General features: G+C 73.3%; 14 protein-coding genes and 1 pseudogene. 10 read left to right on the top strand and 5 right to left on the bottom strand.

What is annotated here, in order from left to right; all coding sequences use genetic code 11:
- Positions 1 to 189: 189 nt before the first annotated feature.
- Positions 190 to 1,431, bottom strand: a complete 1,242-nt coding sequence (locus AB0K82_RS34770) for a glycosyltransferase family 4 protein (protein ID WP_364405223.1) — start codon at positions 1,429 to 1,431, stop codon at positions 190 to 192.
- A gap of 203 nt (positions 1,432 to 1,634) precedes the next feature.
- On the opposite strand from AB0K82_RS34770, the gene AB0K82_RS34765 reads away from it, so the two are divergent.
- The 4 genes from AB0K82_RS34765 (at position 1,635) to AB0K82_RS34750 (ending at position 5,305) form a co-directional block, all read left to right on the top strand.
- Entirely contained in the window at positions 1,635 to 2,612 is a 978-nt protein-coding gene (locus tag AB0K82_RS34765; RefSeq protein WP_364405221.1) for a hypothetical protein, read from the top strand.
- The gene (locus AB0K82_RS34760; protein ID WP_364405219.1) at positions 2,606 to 3,805 is read left to right on the top strand and encodes a S8 family serine peptidase; all 1,200 of its coding nucleotides are present in this window, start codon (positions 2,606 to 2,608) and stop codon (positions 3,803 to 3,805) included. Before AB0K82_RS34765 ends, AB0K82_RS34760 begins: the two co-directional genes overlap by 7 nt.
- A 144-nt stretch (positions 3,806 to 3,949) precedes the next feature.
- The gene (locus AB0K82_RS34755; RefSeq protein ID WP_364405217.1) at positions 3,950 to 4,528 is read left to right on the top strand and encodes a snapalysin family zinc-dependent metalloprotease; all 579 of its coding nucleotides are present in this window, start codon (positions 3,950 to 3,952) and stop codon (positions 4,526 to 4,528) included.
- A 318-nt stretch (positions 4,529 to 4,846) separates the two neighbouring features.
- Entirely contained in the window at positions 4,847 to 5,305 is a 459-nt protein-coding gene (locus AB0K82_RS34750; protein WP_364405215.1) for a response regulator, read from the top strand.
- Between the two features lie 151 nt (positions 5,306 to 5,456).
- Here AB0K82_RS34750 and AB0K82_RS34745 read toward each other — a convergent pair whose 3' ends face one another.
- Positions 5,457 to 6,590, bottom strand: a complete 1,134-nt coding sequence (locus AB0K82_RS34745) for an NAD(P)/FAD-dependent oxidoreductase (protein ID WP_364405213.1) — start codon at positions 6,588 to 6,590, stop codon at positions 5,457 to 5,459.
- A gap of 251 nt (positions 6,591 to 6,841) precedes the next feature.
- On the opposite strand from AB0K82_RS34745, the gene AB0K82_RS34740 reads away from it, so the two are divergent.
- Positions 6,842 to 7,012, top strand: a complete 171-nt coding sequence (locus tag AB0K82_RS34740) for a hypothetical protein (RefSeq protein ID WP_364405211.1) — start codon at positions 6,842 to 6,844, stop codon at positions 7,010 to 7,012.
- Between the two features lie 138 nt (positions 7,013 to 7,150).
- Here AB0K82_RS34740 and AB0K82_RS34735 read toward each other — a convergent pair whose 3' ends face one another.
- Positions 7,151 to 7,873, bottom strand: a complete 723-nt coding sequence (locus AB0K82_RS34735; protein WP_364405209.1) for a CHAP domain-containing protein — start codon at positions 7,871 to 7,873, stop codon at positions 7,151 to 7,153.
- 144 nt (positions 7,874 to 8,017) lie between these two features.
- On the bottom strand, positions 8,018 to 9,346 hold the full coding sequence (locus AB0K82_RS34730; protein WP_364405207.1) for an aminotransferase class I/II-fold pyridoxal phosphate-dependent enzyme: 1,329 nt from the start codon (positions 9,344 to 9,346) through the stop codon (positions 8,018 to 8,020).
- 164 nt (positions 9,347 to 9,510) lie between these two features.
- On the opposite strand from AB0K82_RS34730, the gene AB0K82_RS34725 reads away from it, so the two are divergent.
- A complete protein-coding gene (locus tag AB0K82_RS34725) occupies positions 9,511 to 10,776 on the top strand; it encodes a helix-turn-helix domain-containing protein (protein WP_364405205.1) in 1,266 nt (421 codons plus the stop codon).
- Between the two features lie 53 nt (positions 10,777 to 10,829).
- Here the strand turns inward: AB0K82_RS34725 and AB0K82_RS34720 are convergent, their stop codons facing one another.
- Positions 10,830 to 11,816: an AraC family transcriptional regulator gene (locus AB0K82_RS34720; protein ID WP_364405201.1), complete on the bottom strand. Its 987-nt coding sequence runs from the start codon at positions 11,814 to 11,816 to the stop codon at positions 10,830 to 10,832.
- 81 nt (positions 11,817 to 11,897) lie between these two features.
- On the opposite strand from AB0K82_RS34720, the gene AB0K82_RS34715 reads away from it, so the two are divergent.
- From AB0K82_RS34715 to AB0K82_RS34700, 4 genes and pseudogenes are all read left to right on the top strand, one after another.
- Entirely contained in the window at positions 11,898 to 12,506 is a 609-nt protein-coding gene (locus tag AB0K82_RS34715) for an anthrone oxygenase family protein (RefSeq protein ID WP_364405199.1), read from the top strand.
- Between the two features lie 78 nt (positions 12,507 to 12,584).
- A complete protein-coding gene (locus AB0K82_RS34710) occupies positions 12,585 to 13,223 on the top strand; it encodes a maleylpyruvate isomerase N-terminal domain-containing protein (protein ID WP_364405198.1) in 639 nt (212 codons plus the stop codon).
- A 39-nt stretch (positions 13,224 to 13,262) separates the two neighbouring features.
- On the top strand, positions 13,263 to 13,970 hold the full coding sequence (locus AB0K82_RS34705) for an RraA family protein (protein ID WP_364405196.1): 708 nt from the start codon (positions 13,263 to 13,265) through the stop codon (positions 13,968 to 13,970).
- A 242-nt stretch (positions 13,971 to 14,212) separates the two neighbouring features.
- A pseudogene (locus AB0K82_RS34700) lies at positions 14,213 to 14,535 on the top strand (hypothetical protein); the annotation flags it as partial.

Genomic DNA, 14,535 nt, shown 5'->3' with positions numbered 1-14,535 from the left:
CCAGGGGGCCACCCACACGCACGGGAACGCGAGCTCGACGCCGGCCTGCTCGGCGAACGGGTCGGCGAGCGCGCTTCCGGCGGCCCTTCTGAGTTCAGAGGGGCCGCTCTCCGTTCACGGCTCGGGGCGATCGCCAGGTCGACCGCGTCTCGTGCGCCCGCCGTGCTGTGCAGCCGGACGATCCGGCGCTCACGGACGGGCCGGGGTGAGCCGGCCGGACAGGACCTGCCGGTAGACGGCGGCGACGCGTTCGGCCAGCGCCGGCCAGGTGTGGCCTCGTACGGTCTCGCGGGCGCCGGTGCCCAGGCGACCGGCCAGATCCGAGTCGGCCAGGACCCGGTCGACGGCGCCGGCGAAGGCCGCGGGATCCTTCGGCGCGACGAGGAGCCCGTTGACGCCGTCGCGGACGAGGTCGGGAACGCCGCCCACCCGGCCGGCGACCACCGGCAGGCCCACGGCCATCGCCTCGACGAGCACCGAGCCGAGCTCCTCGTACACGCTCGGCAGGACGAGCAGGTCCGCGTGCCGCAGGACCGCGGGTACCTCGGCGTGCGGGATGAGCCCGGTGAACCGGACCTCCCCTCGTAGTCTCCGCGCTCGCCGTTCCAGCGCGGCACGCTGCGGACCGTCGCCGACGATCAACAGGGTGGCCCTCACCCGGCACCGGGCGAACGCATCGAGGAGCACCGCCACACCCTTCTGCGCCGCCAGCCGGCCGACGTACGCGATGCGCGGGTGCGGCACGTCGGGGAACGGATCGGGCCGGGCCGCCGCGAACAGGTCGGGGTCGAACCCGGAGGGGATGACGTGCACGTGGTCCGGCGGCATCCCGTCCGCGCGCAGCCGCCGGGCGGCGGAGGGCGTCAGCGCGATGACCGCGTCCGCGGCGGCCAGCACCCGCCGTTCCACCGGGCCGCCCAGCAGCCGTAGCGCCGCGGCGCGCGGCGACGTGCCGCGGACCGTGTGCCGCAGGCTGCTGTGCAGGGTGACCACCAGGGGACAGCCGTGCCGGACCGCCGCGAGCCAGGCCACCGGCAGTACGGCCAGGTCCTCGCCGCTGTGCGCGTGCACGACGTCCGCAGCGCTCTGCGGGCCGAGCGCCCTCGCCAGGGCGGACGGTGCCCAGACCTGGCGCAGGACCGGCACCCGCAACCCGGTGCGCACGACGACGGCGCCGGAACCGTACCGCCTCCGTCCGGCCGGGCCGGCCAGCCGCGAGGTGAACACGGTCTGCCGGATGCCCATCCGGTCCAGGCATCTGGTCAGCTCCGCGGTGTGCGTCTGCATTCCGCCGATCGGGTCGTACGCGGCCCAGTCCGGCGACAGGCACAGCGGTTCGAACACCGAGGTGAACCGGAGCACCCCGAACGAGTCGGGACCGGCGTGGCGGCCGGCCTCCCACAGTTCCGCCGAACAGCACGGACGCGTCACAGCCGGCCTCCCGGGCTAGCCCTTCCCAGGGCCTGACCAGCCGAAACGACACCGCTCCCGGTACTCCCGACAGATCCGGATGAATCGCCCGTCGGGCGGTTCCGGCCGGAGACGGAGCCGGTGCCGGCCTCGCCGAGGACCTCGTCCGATTCCGGCCTGAAATGGGCGCGCCGATCGGTTAAAAGATCATTAAACTCGCGCGGATGTCAGACGATCCCGAGGCCACGGACACGACCGAGGACCCCGCCGCAGACGGTGTGCCCGCGCCCTCATCGCAGTGGGCTGTCCCGGACCCGGCGCGCCGGGAGCCGCGGCCGCCGGACCTCGTACGGCCGGAGTCTCGGTCATCCGATGCCGCGCGCCCGGAGCTCCGCTCAGCGGACTCCGCACGCCCGGAGGCCGAATCCGCCGATCCCGCACGCCCGGAGTCGACGCCGCCGGACCCCGGAACCGACACGGGCGGGACGCCGGGCGAGGCCCCGCCACGCCGGCGTCGGCGCTGGGCGGCTGCCGTCCTCGGAGTCGCCGGCGTGGTCGGCCTCGTCGCGGGCGTGACCGGCGTGGTGCTCGAGTTCGGCCGCGCTCCGACCCGGGCGGAGCGGGCCGCCGCCGGGTCGAAGGAACTGGCCGCCCGCTGGCGGATCCGGTCGGCGGGTGAGATCTTCCCTCCGACGGTGCGCAACGCGTCCGGTCTGCAGCCGGCGTACCGGGTCGGGATCGCCCAGCCCGCCGGCTGCGCGGACGCACTCGACGCGCAGGTCGCCCGCACGTTCATCGCCCAGGGCTGCCGGGTCGTCCTGCGGGCGACGTACACCGACGCGTCCCGCACACTCCTCACCACGGTCGGGGTGGTGGTCATGTCGGACTCGGACGAGGACAAGGTCGAGACCGCGCTGAGGTCGCTGTCCGAGGACGGCCACAACCGGTACGGGTTGCGCGTCGTGCCGTTCCCGGACACCCCGGCAGCCGACTGGGACGACACCCGACGGCAGGAGACGGCCTACCGGTCCGGCCCTATGCCCTACGTCATCCTGCAGGTCAGCGGATGGGTCGACGGCAGGACCACAGCCGAGACCGCCGACAAGGAGCGCTTCAAACCCGCGGACACCCTTCTCGATCACCTGGCGGGCCTCTTCGTCAAGGCGGACGACCCGTGCAAGGTGCGGGGGGTTCGATGCTGACCGGCCACCGGATGAGCGGGCGCGGCCGCCGGCTCGTGGCGCTCGCGCTGGCGGGCCTGGTCTTCGCGGCCGCCGGCGCGCCGCAACCGGCGGACGCGGCGGCAGCGGACACACTGCAGGAACGGCTCATGGCCGAGACACTGCTGGCCCAGGACGTCACCATGGGCAAGGGCGTCACCGTGGCCGTGCTGAGTTCGGGCGTCGATCCGCACGTGCGCCCGAGGTCCGGCGCCCTCCGGCCAGGAACCGATCTCGTCGGTCTACCGCATCCGAAACGGGTCGAGGGCACACTGATCGCCTCGTTCCTCGGTGGCAGCCGCTCGTCGTCGGGTGTGCCCGGCGTCGCCCCCGCCGCCGACATCCTGCCCGTCCGAGTGGAGCCGGACAGGGATGATCACGGAGGGAAGGACTGGTGGGGCCGCAACAACCTGTGTGACGTCATCACGCGGGGCATTCGGTACGCCGTCGACCATGGTGCCGGTGTGGTGCTCGTCGCCACGGCCTGCTACGCCTACGACACCGAGCAGATGGATGCGGCACTGGACCGCGCCCGGAGCAGGAACGTCGTGGTGGTGGCTCCGAATCGGCCCACCGTCTACGGCGATCCGCCACCGTTGCCGGCGGCCCTACCGGGCGTCATCGGCGTCGGCACGCTCGCCAAGGACGGCAGCCGGTGGTCGAGGTACGCCCTCAAGACCAGTGTCACCCTGGTCTCCGCGCCCGGCACCCGCACTCCCACGACAGGGCCGGACGGAAGGCCGTGGGAGTTCTGGGGTCCGGAACCCGCCGCGGCCTGGGTCGCGGGCACCGTCGCGCTGGTCAGGTCGAAGTTCCCGCAACTGTCGCCGGCGCAGGTGGCCCAGGTGGTCGCCGACTCCGCCCACCACCCGAAGGGCGGGTACAACGCCGACCTCGGGTTCGGAGTCGTGAGTCCGGTGCGGGCGCTCATCGCGGCGGAGAAGATCCGGCGGCAGCGGGTCTCCCCCACCGCGCCCGGCGTCGCCGACGACGCCCACTTCGCCGCCCGTCCGGGAACGATCGGTGCCGCACGACACGATCCGGCGCTGCTGGCCGGCCTCGGCGGTCTCATCCTGGTGAGCGTCGGCGCGCTCGTCGCCGCGGTGTTCCGGCTGCGCGCGGGCCGTCGTGGCACGAAGGCCACGGCGTCTTATCCCTGGACCTCCACGACCTGACACGGGCGAATTTCGACGGATTGGGGCATCTTCTACTGTTTTGTTTTCTCGTCCTGACAGGACTTGTTGCGGCGAGAATCCAGATCTAGGATCAGGCCGACCTGACCCGGGACACAGTCGTCCCGCCAGAGGAAGGCCCCCGCCATGCCGTTCCGCACCCTCACCCTCATCGGCGCGAGCGCGCTCACCCTCTCCGCCGCCGTCGTCCCCGCCGCCGGCGCGGCGGCCGCGGCCGCTCCCCAGCGCGCCACGCTCGCCACGACGACCCTCTACTACGACGACAGCCAGGCCGCGGAGTTCAAGAGCGCCGTGGTCGCCGGCGCGCAGGTCTGGAACGCGAACGTACAGAACGTCCGGCTGGTCGAGGCCGCCCCCGGCGCGACCGCCCAGATCCGGATCGTCGCCTTCGACGGGTGGCCGCAGTCGACGCTCGGCCCGATACGTCCCGGCGGGCGCGGCACGGTGTGGTTCGGCCGCGAGGCGGTCAACGAGGGATACAACACCACGCGCATCGCCGCGCACGAGCTCGGCCACATCCTCGGGCTTCCGGACGCCAAGCCGGGCCCGTGCTCGTCCCTCATGTCCGGCTCGACCGGCGGCGTCTCGTGCACCAACGCCACGCCGAACGCCTCCGAGCGCGCCGCCGTCGAGGCGAACTACGGCGGCTCGGCGACCGTCGCGGCGCACCCCCTCGTCGGCGGAATCGTGACGGACACGCCGTGACCCGCTGACCGCCCGCTCAGGCGATCACGTCGGCCGGGACCGTCGGCCGTCCAGTCCTGGACGCGCGACGCATACGCTCTGTTAGCGTCATCACGCTTCATGAAATAGGATTCCGTAAAACGACGTCCGAGGTCGTTGGCTGAACCGCGCTCGCCCGCGAGAAGAGCGGCTCTGACCGTCCCAGCACCGACCCGAGCCGCCCGTTCCGCCATCCCGCACGCCGATCGCCGAATCGAGAGACCTCTCCCTGTGTTCACCCGCCATGTCGATGACCGGTCCCCGGCCGCCCCGGGCCACGAAGCGCGGGAGAGCCACCGGGTGACGACCCCCGTGGAGCCCCTGAGCGTTCTCGTCGTCGAGGACGACCCGGGTGACCAGATGCTGGTCCAGGAGGCATTCGCCGACCCGGACGGCGACCCCGCACCGCGACTCTTCATCGTCGAGGACGAGCAGGAGGCGCTGGACTTCCTGCACCGGCGAGGCGCGCACACCGACGCGTGCCGGCCGGACCTGGTGCTGCTCGATCTGAACCTCCCCAAGTGCAACGGACGCGCCGTGCTGGAGCAGATCAAGAGCGACGCGGACCTCCGGTCGATCCCGGTGGTCGTCTTCACCACGTCCGCCAACGTCGACGACGTCACCGGGACGTACCTCCTGCACGCGAACGCGTACGTCACCAAGCCCGTGGACTTCGACGACTTCACCAGCACGGTGCAGCGGATCAACACCTTCTTCACCCGGACCGCGCGCCTGCCGCGCCCGCCGGCGGCCGCCTGAGCGAACGAACATGTTCGCTACCGTTGGCGCATGACAGGTCATTCGACGGCCCCGCGCAGCCGCCGGGAACGTCCGGCCAAGCCCGCCCTCACGCGGAGACGGCGTCGCTCCTGATGACCGGGCCGCCCGGCAGAAGGCCCGCGGCGGTCGGTCAGTACGCCCCGGCGAACATCTCGAGCACGCCGTGCGGGGCGTCCTCGCGGAAGGAGAGGTCGAGGCTCAGCGCCGACGCGGCGGCGGCGGTCTCAGCGCGCGGGAACATCGCCCGCTCATAGGCGGCGAGTGCGGCCTCGGTGTCGCCGGGGTGCGCGGCGACGGCCTCACCCAGCTCGGCGCCGTCGAGCAGGGCGATGTTGGCGCCTTCGCCGGCGAACGGCGACATCAGGTGGGCGGCGTCGCCGAGCAGGGTCACCCCGGGAACGCGGTCCCAGCGGTGGCCGACCGGCAGGGCGTAGAGCGGTCGCGGGACCAGCGCGCCGTCGGCGTCGGCGATCAGCGACCGCAGTCTCTCGTCCCAGTCGGCGAAGTGGCCCAGCAGCGCCGCCTTGGCGGCCCTGGTGTCGGAGAAGTCGATCCCCGCGAGGGTGTCGGGCGGTGTCCGCAGCGCGATGTAGACGTGCAGGCTCCCGTCGGGTTCACCGTGCGCCAGGAAGCCTTTGCCCGGACCGAGCGCCTGGGCGAAGCCCCGGCCCAGAAGGGCGACGTGCCCGGGATGACGGATATCGGCGTCCAGCAGATCGGCCTCGACCAGGGACACCCCCGCGTACGCCGGACTGGCGTCGGAGACGAGCGGGCGGATCCGTGACCAGGCGCCGTCCGCGCCCACCAGCAGGCCGGCCGTGAAGGTGGAGCCGTCGGCGAGGGCCACCTCGTGCCGGCCGCCGCCCAGCGGGCGGGCTCCGGTGACCTTGGCGCCCCAGCGGACCGTGTCCGGGGGCAGCGAGCCGAGGAGAAGGTCGCGCAGGTCGCCGCGCTCGACCTCGGGGCGGCCGCCCTCGCCGTCGTCGTCCTCGCTCAGGTGGACGACGGCGTCCTTGTCGAGGACGCGCATGCCCTGGCCGCCGGGATGGACGATCGCCCGGAACTCCTCGTACAGGCCGGCGGCCCGCAGCGCGGCCTGCCCGGAGTCCTCGTGGATGTCGAGCAGGCCGCCCTGCGTGCGGACGGCCGGGGACGCCTCCGCCTCGTAGACGGTCGCGGGGATGCCGTGGACGTGGAGCACGCGGGCGAGGGCGAGGCCGCCCAGACCGGCGCCGACGATCGCGATGGAGTGCTGGGTGGCCATAGGGAACTCCTCGGGAGACGGGTCATGTCCCACTCAAGGTAGCGAACATGTTCGTAACGAACAAGTTCGTCACAAACGTGTTCAATCATCGTCATAGCTCCCTTTTAGGGTGCGACACGCGGCGCTTCGGCGCGCGCGGCCGCAAGCTTTGCGCATCTGACCGGATATCTACGCAGATCAGACGAACCTCTTCTGCTCTGCGGGCAGGGCATTTGGTGCGGATATGTCGTGGCACGGAGGAGGCGTGCCGGATGCTGATCACGGCACTGGTGGCACCTGTGATCATCCCGATCGCGGCCCTGCTCCTGGTCCTGGCCCTGGCCAAGCTGGAGCGGGTGTTCGTCGACGAGGGCGACCGGCCCGTACCGGCGGCCGACGAGGCGGAGACGCGGACCGAGAGCGCCGACGCGGCCTCGGCCTGAGCGCGCGGGATCCAACGGCCGATCATCACCGCCGACGACGGCACCGCCGTGATCGGCCGCTCCCCCGAGTCGGTCAGGTCGGTCCTGGACTGAACGCCGGGGCCCGGACCACCGGGACGGGCCCACGGCGAATCCGGCTCAGAAGTGGATGTAGTTACCGACGCTGCTCGCGCTGATCGTCCGGGTGTCGTAGTTGTGGGCGCTGAGGTAGTTGTACTCCTCGACCAGGATGGTGCCGTCGCTGTTCACCCGGGCGACGTAGGCGACGTGGCCGTACGAGCCGGTGTTCCACTGCGCGACGGCGCCGACCTTCGCGGTGTGGTCGACCCTGACCCCGGCGGACAGCGCGGCGTCGTCCCAGTTGTTGGCGTTGCCCCAGTGCACGCCCCGGTAGGAGTTGGTGAAGTCGACGCCGAGCCGCTGCCGGACCCGCCAGGCCGCGAAGGACACGCACTCCCGCTTGTAGAAGAGCCACGGGTCCGCCTCGCTCGACGAGTCGGACTTGTACGGGTAGTCGTCGGTGACCGTCTGAATGCACGGGGGTGCGACGGTGCCGTCCGAACCGGTGTAGACGTAGGTGTCCGCGACGTAGCCGGCCGGGCTCGTGATCTTGTCCCAGATACTGCTGGTGCCGTAGGTGCCGGTGACCGTCGTCCCGCGCGTCTGGCACGAGATGGTGATGCCCGCCCCGTCCGCCACGCTCCCGACCGCCGTGTAGCCGGTGCCGGCCCCGGAACGCACGGTCAGGGCCACACCGCTGGTGTTCACCGTGCCGGTCGCCGCGCTGGCGGTCGAGACGCCCAGCATGATCCCGGCCGCGGTCGCCAGGACCGTCAGCCCACTTCGTCTGATCCAGGCCACTTCTGACCCCTTTCTGGCGGGAGATCCGATCAGACGGTAAGTGAACTTCTAACATCCTGGAATCAGCAGATGTGACGAATTAACGACCCTCGGCTGGCAACCCGACACCGCCGCCGAGGGTCGGAGACCGCGGCCCGGTCCGGGTCAGCGGACGGTGAAGTGGACCCCGGAGAACCCAGCGCGCCACGTGGTCACCTCGGCGGCGACCGCCTCCGGCTCGGTGTCCCTGTCGAGTCCTCGGGCGATGAACGAGGCCAGCGCCGGCATGTCCGCCTCCGTCATGCCGAGCCGGACGATCTCGGGGGTACCGACGCGAAGACCGTTCGTGTCGCCGTCGACCGGCGCCACCGGCAGGCCGATGCCGCAGGCCAGGAGGTTCGCCCGGCGCAGCCGGCGCTCGGCCCGCTGCCCGCCGCCGTACCGGTGGGCGAGGACGGCGAACTGATGTGACCGGGTCGCGCCACGGTCGGCGGCGAAGATCGGCACGCCCAGCGCCCCGAGCTCCGTGGCGAGGCGGGCGGCGGTCGCCGCCATGGTCTGCGCGTACGCCCGCCCGGCGACCTTCCAGTCGAGCATCGTCACGGCCAGCGCGGCGGTCCGCCCGGCGTCGAAGTTCGCGGTCAGCCCGGGATAGGCGATCGCGTCGAGACGTTCGGCGAGCTCGGCGTCGTCGGTGACGACCAGTCCGCCCGCGGGGCCGCCCAGGCTCTTGTACGTGCTCATCGTGATCAGGTGAGCCCCTTCGGCGAGCGGCTGCGGCCACACCCGCCCGGCCACCATGCCGCAGAGGTGGGCGGCGTCGAAGAGCACGCGCGCGCCGACCGAGTCCGCGATCTCCCGGATGGCGGCGACCGGGTGCGGGAACAGGTTGAGGCTGCCCCCGATCGTGATCAACGCGGGCCGCGTCTCCTCCGCCAGCGCGCGCAGGGCGTCGACGTCCACGGTGTAGCCGTCCGGGGCGACCGGCGCGGGCACGGTGGTGAGCCCGTACAGCCCCGCCGCGCCCGGACCGTGGTGCGTGACGTGGCCGCCGATGTCGGCCGGCGGCGCGATGATCGTGTCCCCGGGCCGGCAGGTCGCCATGAAGGCGTAGAGGTTGGCCAGCGCGCCCGAGCCCACCCGGACCTCGGCGTACCGGGCGCCGAAGACCTCCGCCGCCAGCTCGGCGGCGATGATCTCGATCTGCTCGATCGCCTCCAGCCCCGTCTCGTACTTGTCCGCCGGGTGGCCCAGCGAGGCCCGCGAGCCGAGCCCGGCCGCCAGCATCGCCTCGGCCCGCGGGTTCATGACGTTGGTCGCGGGGTTGAGATTGATCGACTCGACGTCGTGGATGCGGTGGTTCTCGGTGACGAGCCGGTCGAGCTCGGTCAGCACGGCGGGGGCGGACCGGTCGGCGACCGACTCCGCCACCTCCCGCACGCGCTTCTCGCTCCGTGCCGGAATCCAGGGGCGGGCGGCGAGGGAACGTCCCATCGGGCGGATCTCCTGGTGACTGCGGGACGGCGGCCGTGCGGACGGCCCGTACCCGGCCGACGGTAGATCGCGCAGGTCGGCCGGCGCATCGGATGGACGCCGTGACCTGCGCGTCGCCGTTCCTACACTTGTCGGAACGCGAGTGCCGAAGGACGGGAGGACCGGTGGAGAGCGACGGAGTCCAGGCGAGGCTGGACGCGCTGGCCGCCCGCATCGGGCACGGCGTGTCGGTCGACGACCCGGACGGTCGGCTCGTCGCCTACAGCGCGCATGAGGCGGGCGCCGACGCCGCGCGGATCGCCGCCATCCTGACCCGGCAGGTCGCCCCGGCGATCCAGGACTGGCAGAACCGGCACGGCATCGCGGAGGCGACCGGGCCGGTCCACGTCCCCGCCAACCCCACGCTGGGGATGGCCCCGCGCGTCTGCGTACCGATCCGCGCGGACGACCGCTGCCTCGGGTACCTGTGGGTGCTGGAGTCGGACGGGCCGCTGGCCGACACCGCGATCACCGAGGCGCTGCGCTGCGCCCACGACCTCGCGGACGCCCTCGCGCGGCGACCCGGCCCCGTCGCCGACGGCGGGGTGGACGGCCTGGTCCGGCGGCTGGTCGGCGAGGAGTCCGGCGCCGACGTACGGGACCGGCTGGCCGCGGCCGTCCCCGCGCTGGTCGGCGCCCGCGTCCAGGTGTGCGCCGCCGTGCCGTACCGGCCGGGCGAGGATCGGGTCGCCGCGCTCACCTCGGCGGATTTCCAGCGGCTGACCGCCGGAACGGCCCCCGCGCTGCGCCCGCATCCCGCCTACGTCGGGTCGTTCGTCGGCGCTACGCACGCGGTTGTGCTGCTCCGGCATCCGGCGGACCGCCCTCCGTTCGCGGACGCGCTCCACCGGGTCGCCGAGGCCGTGGGCGGCCGGACCGCGCCGGCCGGGACGCGGTTCGCCGTGGGCGCCAGTGAGCCGGTGCCGTTCGCCGCCGGTACGGCCCGCGCCGCGCACGCCCAGGCGCTCGCCGCGGCCGAGCTGACCGTCCTCGACCCCGCGCTGCCCGAGCCGCTGTCGTGGTCCGACCTGGGGCCCTACCGCGCCCTGCTGCGGATGCCGCCGGGAGACGCCGAGGACGTGCTGGCGCCGCTCGACCGGGCCGCGGCCTCGGGCGGCACGCTGACCCGGACCCTGGAGACCTACCTCGACCTGGGCGGCGACGCGCAACGCACGGCGGCCCGGCTGCGGCTGCACCGGACGACCCTGTACTACCGGCTGGGCCGGATCGCCGACCTCCTCGGCGCCGACCTCGGGGACGGGCTCGTACGGCTCGAGCTGCACCTCGCGCTGAAGAGCCGCCGTCTCGCCCGGCGTACGCTCACCGGGCCCGGCTCCCCCGGAGAGCGGCGGTCGCCCGACCGGCGGTCCGCCCGCGACGCGTTCGCCTGACGCCGGGCCCGCTCACCCGCCGGGATCAGAAGGAACAGATCAGGCGGGACGGGTCAGGCGGGGCGGCGGCGCCAGGGAGTGGTCGGCGCGACCGGCTCGGGGGCGCGGGCCACGGCGGCGCGGTGCTCGCGTGGGCTGACGCCGCGGATGCGCTTGAACGCGGTGCTGAGCGCGAACGAGCTGCCGTATCCGACCCGCTCGGCGACCTGGCCGATGGTGAGCCCGGGATCGCGCAGCAGGTCGGCGGCGAGCGCGATCCGCCAGGCGGTGAGGTAGCCCATCGGCGGCTCGCCCACCAGCGCCGTGAACCGGCGGGCCAGGGCCGCCCGCGAGACGTTGGTCTCGGCGGCCAGCCTCGCCACCGTCCACGGCCGCTCGGGGGCGTCGTGCAGGAGCCGCAGGGCCGGGCCGATGACCGGGTCGCTCTGGGCGCGGTACCAGGGCGGCGGGTCGGCCTCGGGCCGGGAGAACCAGGTGCGCAGGGCGGCGACCAGCAGCAGGTCGAGGAGCCGGTCCAGGACGGCGTCCTGGCCGGGCTCGTCCTTGACGACCTCCCCCGCGAGCAGCGGGACGAGCGGGCCCTCCCAGGCGTCGCCCCGGATGACGACGAGCGGGGGCAGCGCGTCCAGCAGCGGACGACAGATCTCGCTGAGCACCTGATAGGTGCCGGTGACCATGACGGTGGCACCCTCGGGGGCGTTGCCCCAGGTGCGGACGCCGAGCTCCCCCAGGTCCGACAGCTCGCCGCCGTCGGGGGTGGTGCAGCGCTGGCCGGGGTGGATGACCGCCTGCGGCGCCGTGACCGGGTCGTCGGCGAAGACGTACGGGTCGGGGCCGCGCAGGATCGCGACGTCGCCCGTCCCCAGCTCGCTCGCCCCGCCGTGCTCGGGGATCACCCAGGCCGTGCCGCGCACCATCGCGACGAGGGTGAGCGGCGCCTTGTCCCGCACGCGCAGCGCCCAGGGCGGCAGGAGGGAGGACCGGAGCAGGAAGGCCCCTTCGGCCCTGGGGCCGTTGAGGAGACCGGCCACGACGTCCATGATCGAGACTGTAGACGAATGAACATGTATTGAATAGCTTCAGCCATGGGCGGTCTCACCCGTGCGCCGTTGAATTGAGCCATGGCACTGAAGAACCTGCAGACCGCTCTGCTGCTCGCGGCGACGCTCACGACCGGGCTCATGGCCGGCTTGTTCGCCGCCTTCGCGTACTCGGTGATGCCCGGCCTGCGCCGCAGCGACGACCGCGCGTTCGTCGAGGTGATGCGGAACATCAACAAGGCGATCATCAACGGCTGGTTCATGCTCTGTTTCATGGGCGCGCTGGTGTTCCTCATCGGCGCGGCCGTGCTGGCGTGGCGCGGCCACGGGCGGCCGGCCCTGCCCTGGATCGTCGCCGCCCTGGTCCTCTACCTGGTGATGTTCTTCGTCACGAGCGGGGTGAACGTCCCCCTCAACGACCAGCTCGCCAAGGCCGGCCATCCCCGGCACCTCGCCGAGCTGGCCGCCGTGCGCCATCGGTTCGAGGCCCGGTGGGTCACCTGGAACGTCGTCCGCGCGGTCGCGAACCTCGCCGCGTTCGCCTGCCTCGCCTGGGCCCTGGTCGTGTACGGCGCGCACCGCGACGACCCGGGTGCCGCCCCCGGCCGGCACTCGGCGGCGACGCCGGACGAGGCGTGGAAAGGGGGGTTCGTGACGCGTCACGTGGACGCCGAGGGCCGCCGGCTGTGAGACGCTGTGTCGCGGCCCGCGGGCTGCCGGGTCGGCGAACGTTCCGCGGCTCGTACGCCGCTGCGAGGGGTGAGAGCCGTGACCGGTACGACGGACGACTTCCTGGCCGTGGCCCGCTCGGCGGCGGCCCTGCTGCGCGACCCGGCGGTGGCCGCGCGGTGGAATGAGCCGAGCGCGCTTCCCGAGTTCGGAGTGAGCGGCCTCGCCGGTCACCTCGCCTACCAGGTGCTCGCCATCCCGCAGATCCTGGCCCAGCCGGTTCCTCGGGAGCCGTGCGTCCCCCTGCTGGAGCACTACGCCCGGGTGGACTGGATCGACGCCGGTCCCGACGCCGACATCAACGTCCGCATCCGACGGGGCGGCGAGGAGCGGGCCGCGGGCGGACCGGGGGCGTTGGCGGCCGAGATGGACGCCGCCGTCGAGCGGTCGGCGGCCGACCTCGCGTCCGCGCCGGACCGGCCGGTGCGCCTCCCGTTCTGGGGGCCGTGGTCGCTGACCCTGGGCGACCTGCTGATCTCCCGCATGATGGAGCTGGCGGTCCACTCGGACGACCTCGCGGTCAGCGTGGGGATCCCGACTCCGGCGCTCCCCCCGAGCGCCGTCGAGACGGTGGTCGACCTGCTGACCCGCCTCGCCGTACGCCGGCATGGCCCGACCGGCGTGCTGCGCGCCCTGAGCCGCGCCGAGCGGGCCCCGGCCACGATCGCGGCGTTCTGACGACCGGACGCCGAGCGAGAGCAGAGAGAGGAACCACGGATGGACGAGAAGGATCTCAGGCGGCGCTTCGAGACGCTGACCACCGCCCACGTGGCGGACGCGTGCATCCGCGCCGGCCTGCCCGTGCGCTGCGCGCCCGCCGCGATGAGCGCCGTGGAGCCCGGGACCCGTCTGCTGGGCCGCGCGCGTCCGGCCCGGCACCTCGGCAGCGTCGACATGTTCCTGGAGGCGTTCGAGGAGGCGACTCCTGGCGAGGTCCTGGTGGTCGACAACGGCGGGCGTCTCGACGAGGCGTGCGTCGGTGACCTGGTCGTCCTGGAGGCCGCGGCGGCCGGGCTGACGGGCATCGCGATCTGGGGGCTGCACCGCGACACCGCCGACATCCGGGCGATCGGACTGCCGGTCTTCAGCCTGGGGGCGATCTCGACCGGCCCGCTCAGCCTCCGTGACCGGCCCGCCGACGCGCTCACGTCGGCCGCCGTGGGCGACCACGTCGTGACCCGCGACGACCTGGTGCTCGGCGACGACGACGGCGTGCTGTTCGTCCCGGCCGCCGAGGCCGAGCGCCTCCTGACGATCGCGGAACGGATCCGCGACACCGAGCGGGCGCAGGCCGAGCGGATCCGCGCGGGCGCCTCGCTCCGCGAGCAGGTCGGCTTCGCCGCCTACCTCGCCGCGCGCCGCGAGGCGCCGTCGCTGACGTTCCGCGAGCACCTGCGAACGGTGGGCGGCGCGATCGAGGAGTGAGCGGTTGAGGTGGGTGCCGCGATCGAGAGGTGAGCGGGTGAGGTCGGTGGGTGCCGCGATCGGGGAGTGAGCGCCCGGCGCCTCACCGGAAACCCGGGTGAAGCGGGCGCGAGGCCGGTGCTACGGTTCCGGGGCCGGCCGCGGGACTCCGGTGCGACTTCCGGAACCCGCCTGTAAAGCGACGATTCGCAGCTCGTGCCCCCATTCCCCGGCCGGCCTCCCCTCCCCGGAAGGTGCGAACCGTGACGCGTGCCGAGACCAGCGCGGACCTGATCGCCGCGGAGGACGTCCTGCTGTTCGTCAACGCGGCGATCACGTCCACGGGCCAGCGCGAGTTCCACTCCGGCGACGCCGAACAGCGCCTGTCCCTGGACTTCCTGCACCAGTACCTGCTCGGCAACTACCGCGACCTGTACGCCGCGGCGCTGGCGCTGGACGTCAACGATCACAACGCGGTGCTCATCGCGCGGACCGGGCGCGATCGGTCGCGGCGGACAGCCCGCCGGGGAGGGCGCGCTCGATCTCGTGGTCGAACGACAGCACGGCGAACCGGTCGCCGCCCGCT

It is taken from the genome of Actinoallomurus sp. NPDC052274 (assembly GCF_040679475.1).
GTDB lineage: Bacteria > Actinomycetota > Actinomycetes > Streptosporangiales > Streptosporangiaceae > Actinoallomurus > Actinoallomurus liliacearum.
The sequence above is the reverse complement of the archived record's forward strand: the minus strand, read 5'-3'. Positions and strand labels throughout refer to the sequence as shown.

Bases quoted from the DNA above. Each gene is read 5' to 3' on its own strand.
- AB0K82_RS34765 (WP_364405221.1), top strand. From the start codon at position 1,635: ATGTCAGACGATCCCGAGGCCACGGACACGACCGAGGACCCCGCCGCA.
- AB0K82_RS34760 (WP_364405219.1), top strand. From the start codon at position 2,606: ATGCTGACCGGCCACCGGATGAGCGGGCGCGGCCGCCGGCTCGTGGCG.
- AB0K82_RS34755 (WP_364405217.1), top strand. From the start codon at position 3,950: ATGCCGTTCCGCACCCTCACCCTCATCGGCGCGAGCGCGCTCACCCTC.
- AB0K82_RS34745 (WP_364405213.1), bottom strand. From the start codon at position 6,590: ATGGCCACCCAGCACTCCATCGCGATCGTCGGCGCCGGTCTGGGCGGC.
- AB0K82_RS34740 (WP_364405211.1), top strand. From the start codon at position 6,842: ATGCTGATCACGGCACTGGTGGCACCTGTGATCATCCCGATCGCGGCC.
- AB0K82_RS34730 (WP_364405207.1), bottom strand. From the start codon at position 9,346: ATGGGACGTTCCCTCGCCGCCCGCCCCTGGATTCCGGCACGGAGCGAG.
- AB0K82_RS34720 (WP_364405201.1), bottom strand. From the start codon at position 11,816: ATGGACGTCGTGGCCGGTCTCCTCAACGGCCCCAGGGCCGAAGGGGCC.
- AB0K82_RS34715 (WP_364405199.1), top strand. From the start codon at position 11,898: ATGGCACTGAAGAACCTGCAGACCGCTCTGCTGCTCGCGGCGACGCTC.
- AB0K82_RS34705 (WP_364405196.1), top strand. From the start codon at position 13,263: ATGGACGAGAAGGATCTCAGGCGGCGCTTCGAGACGCTGACCACCGCC.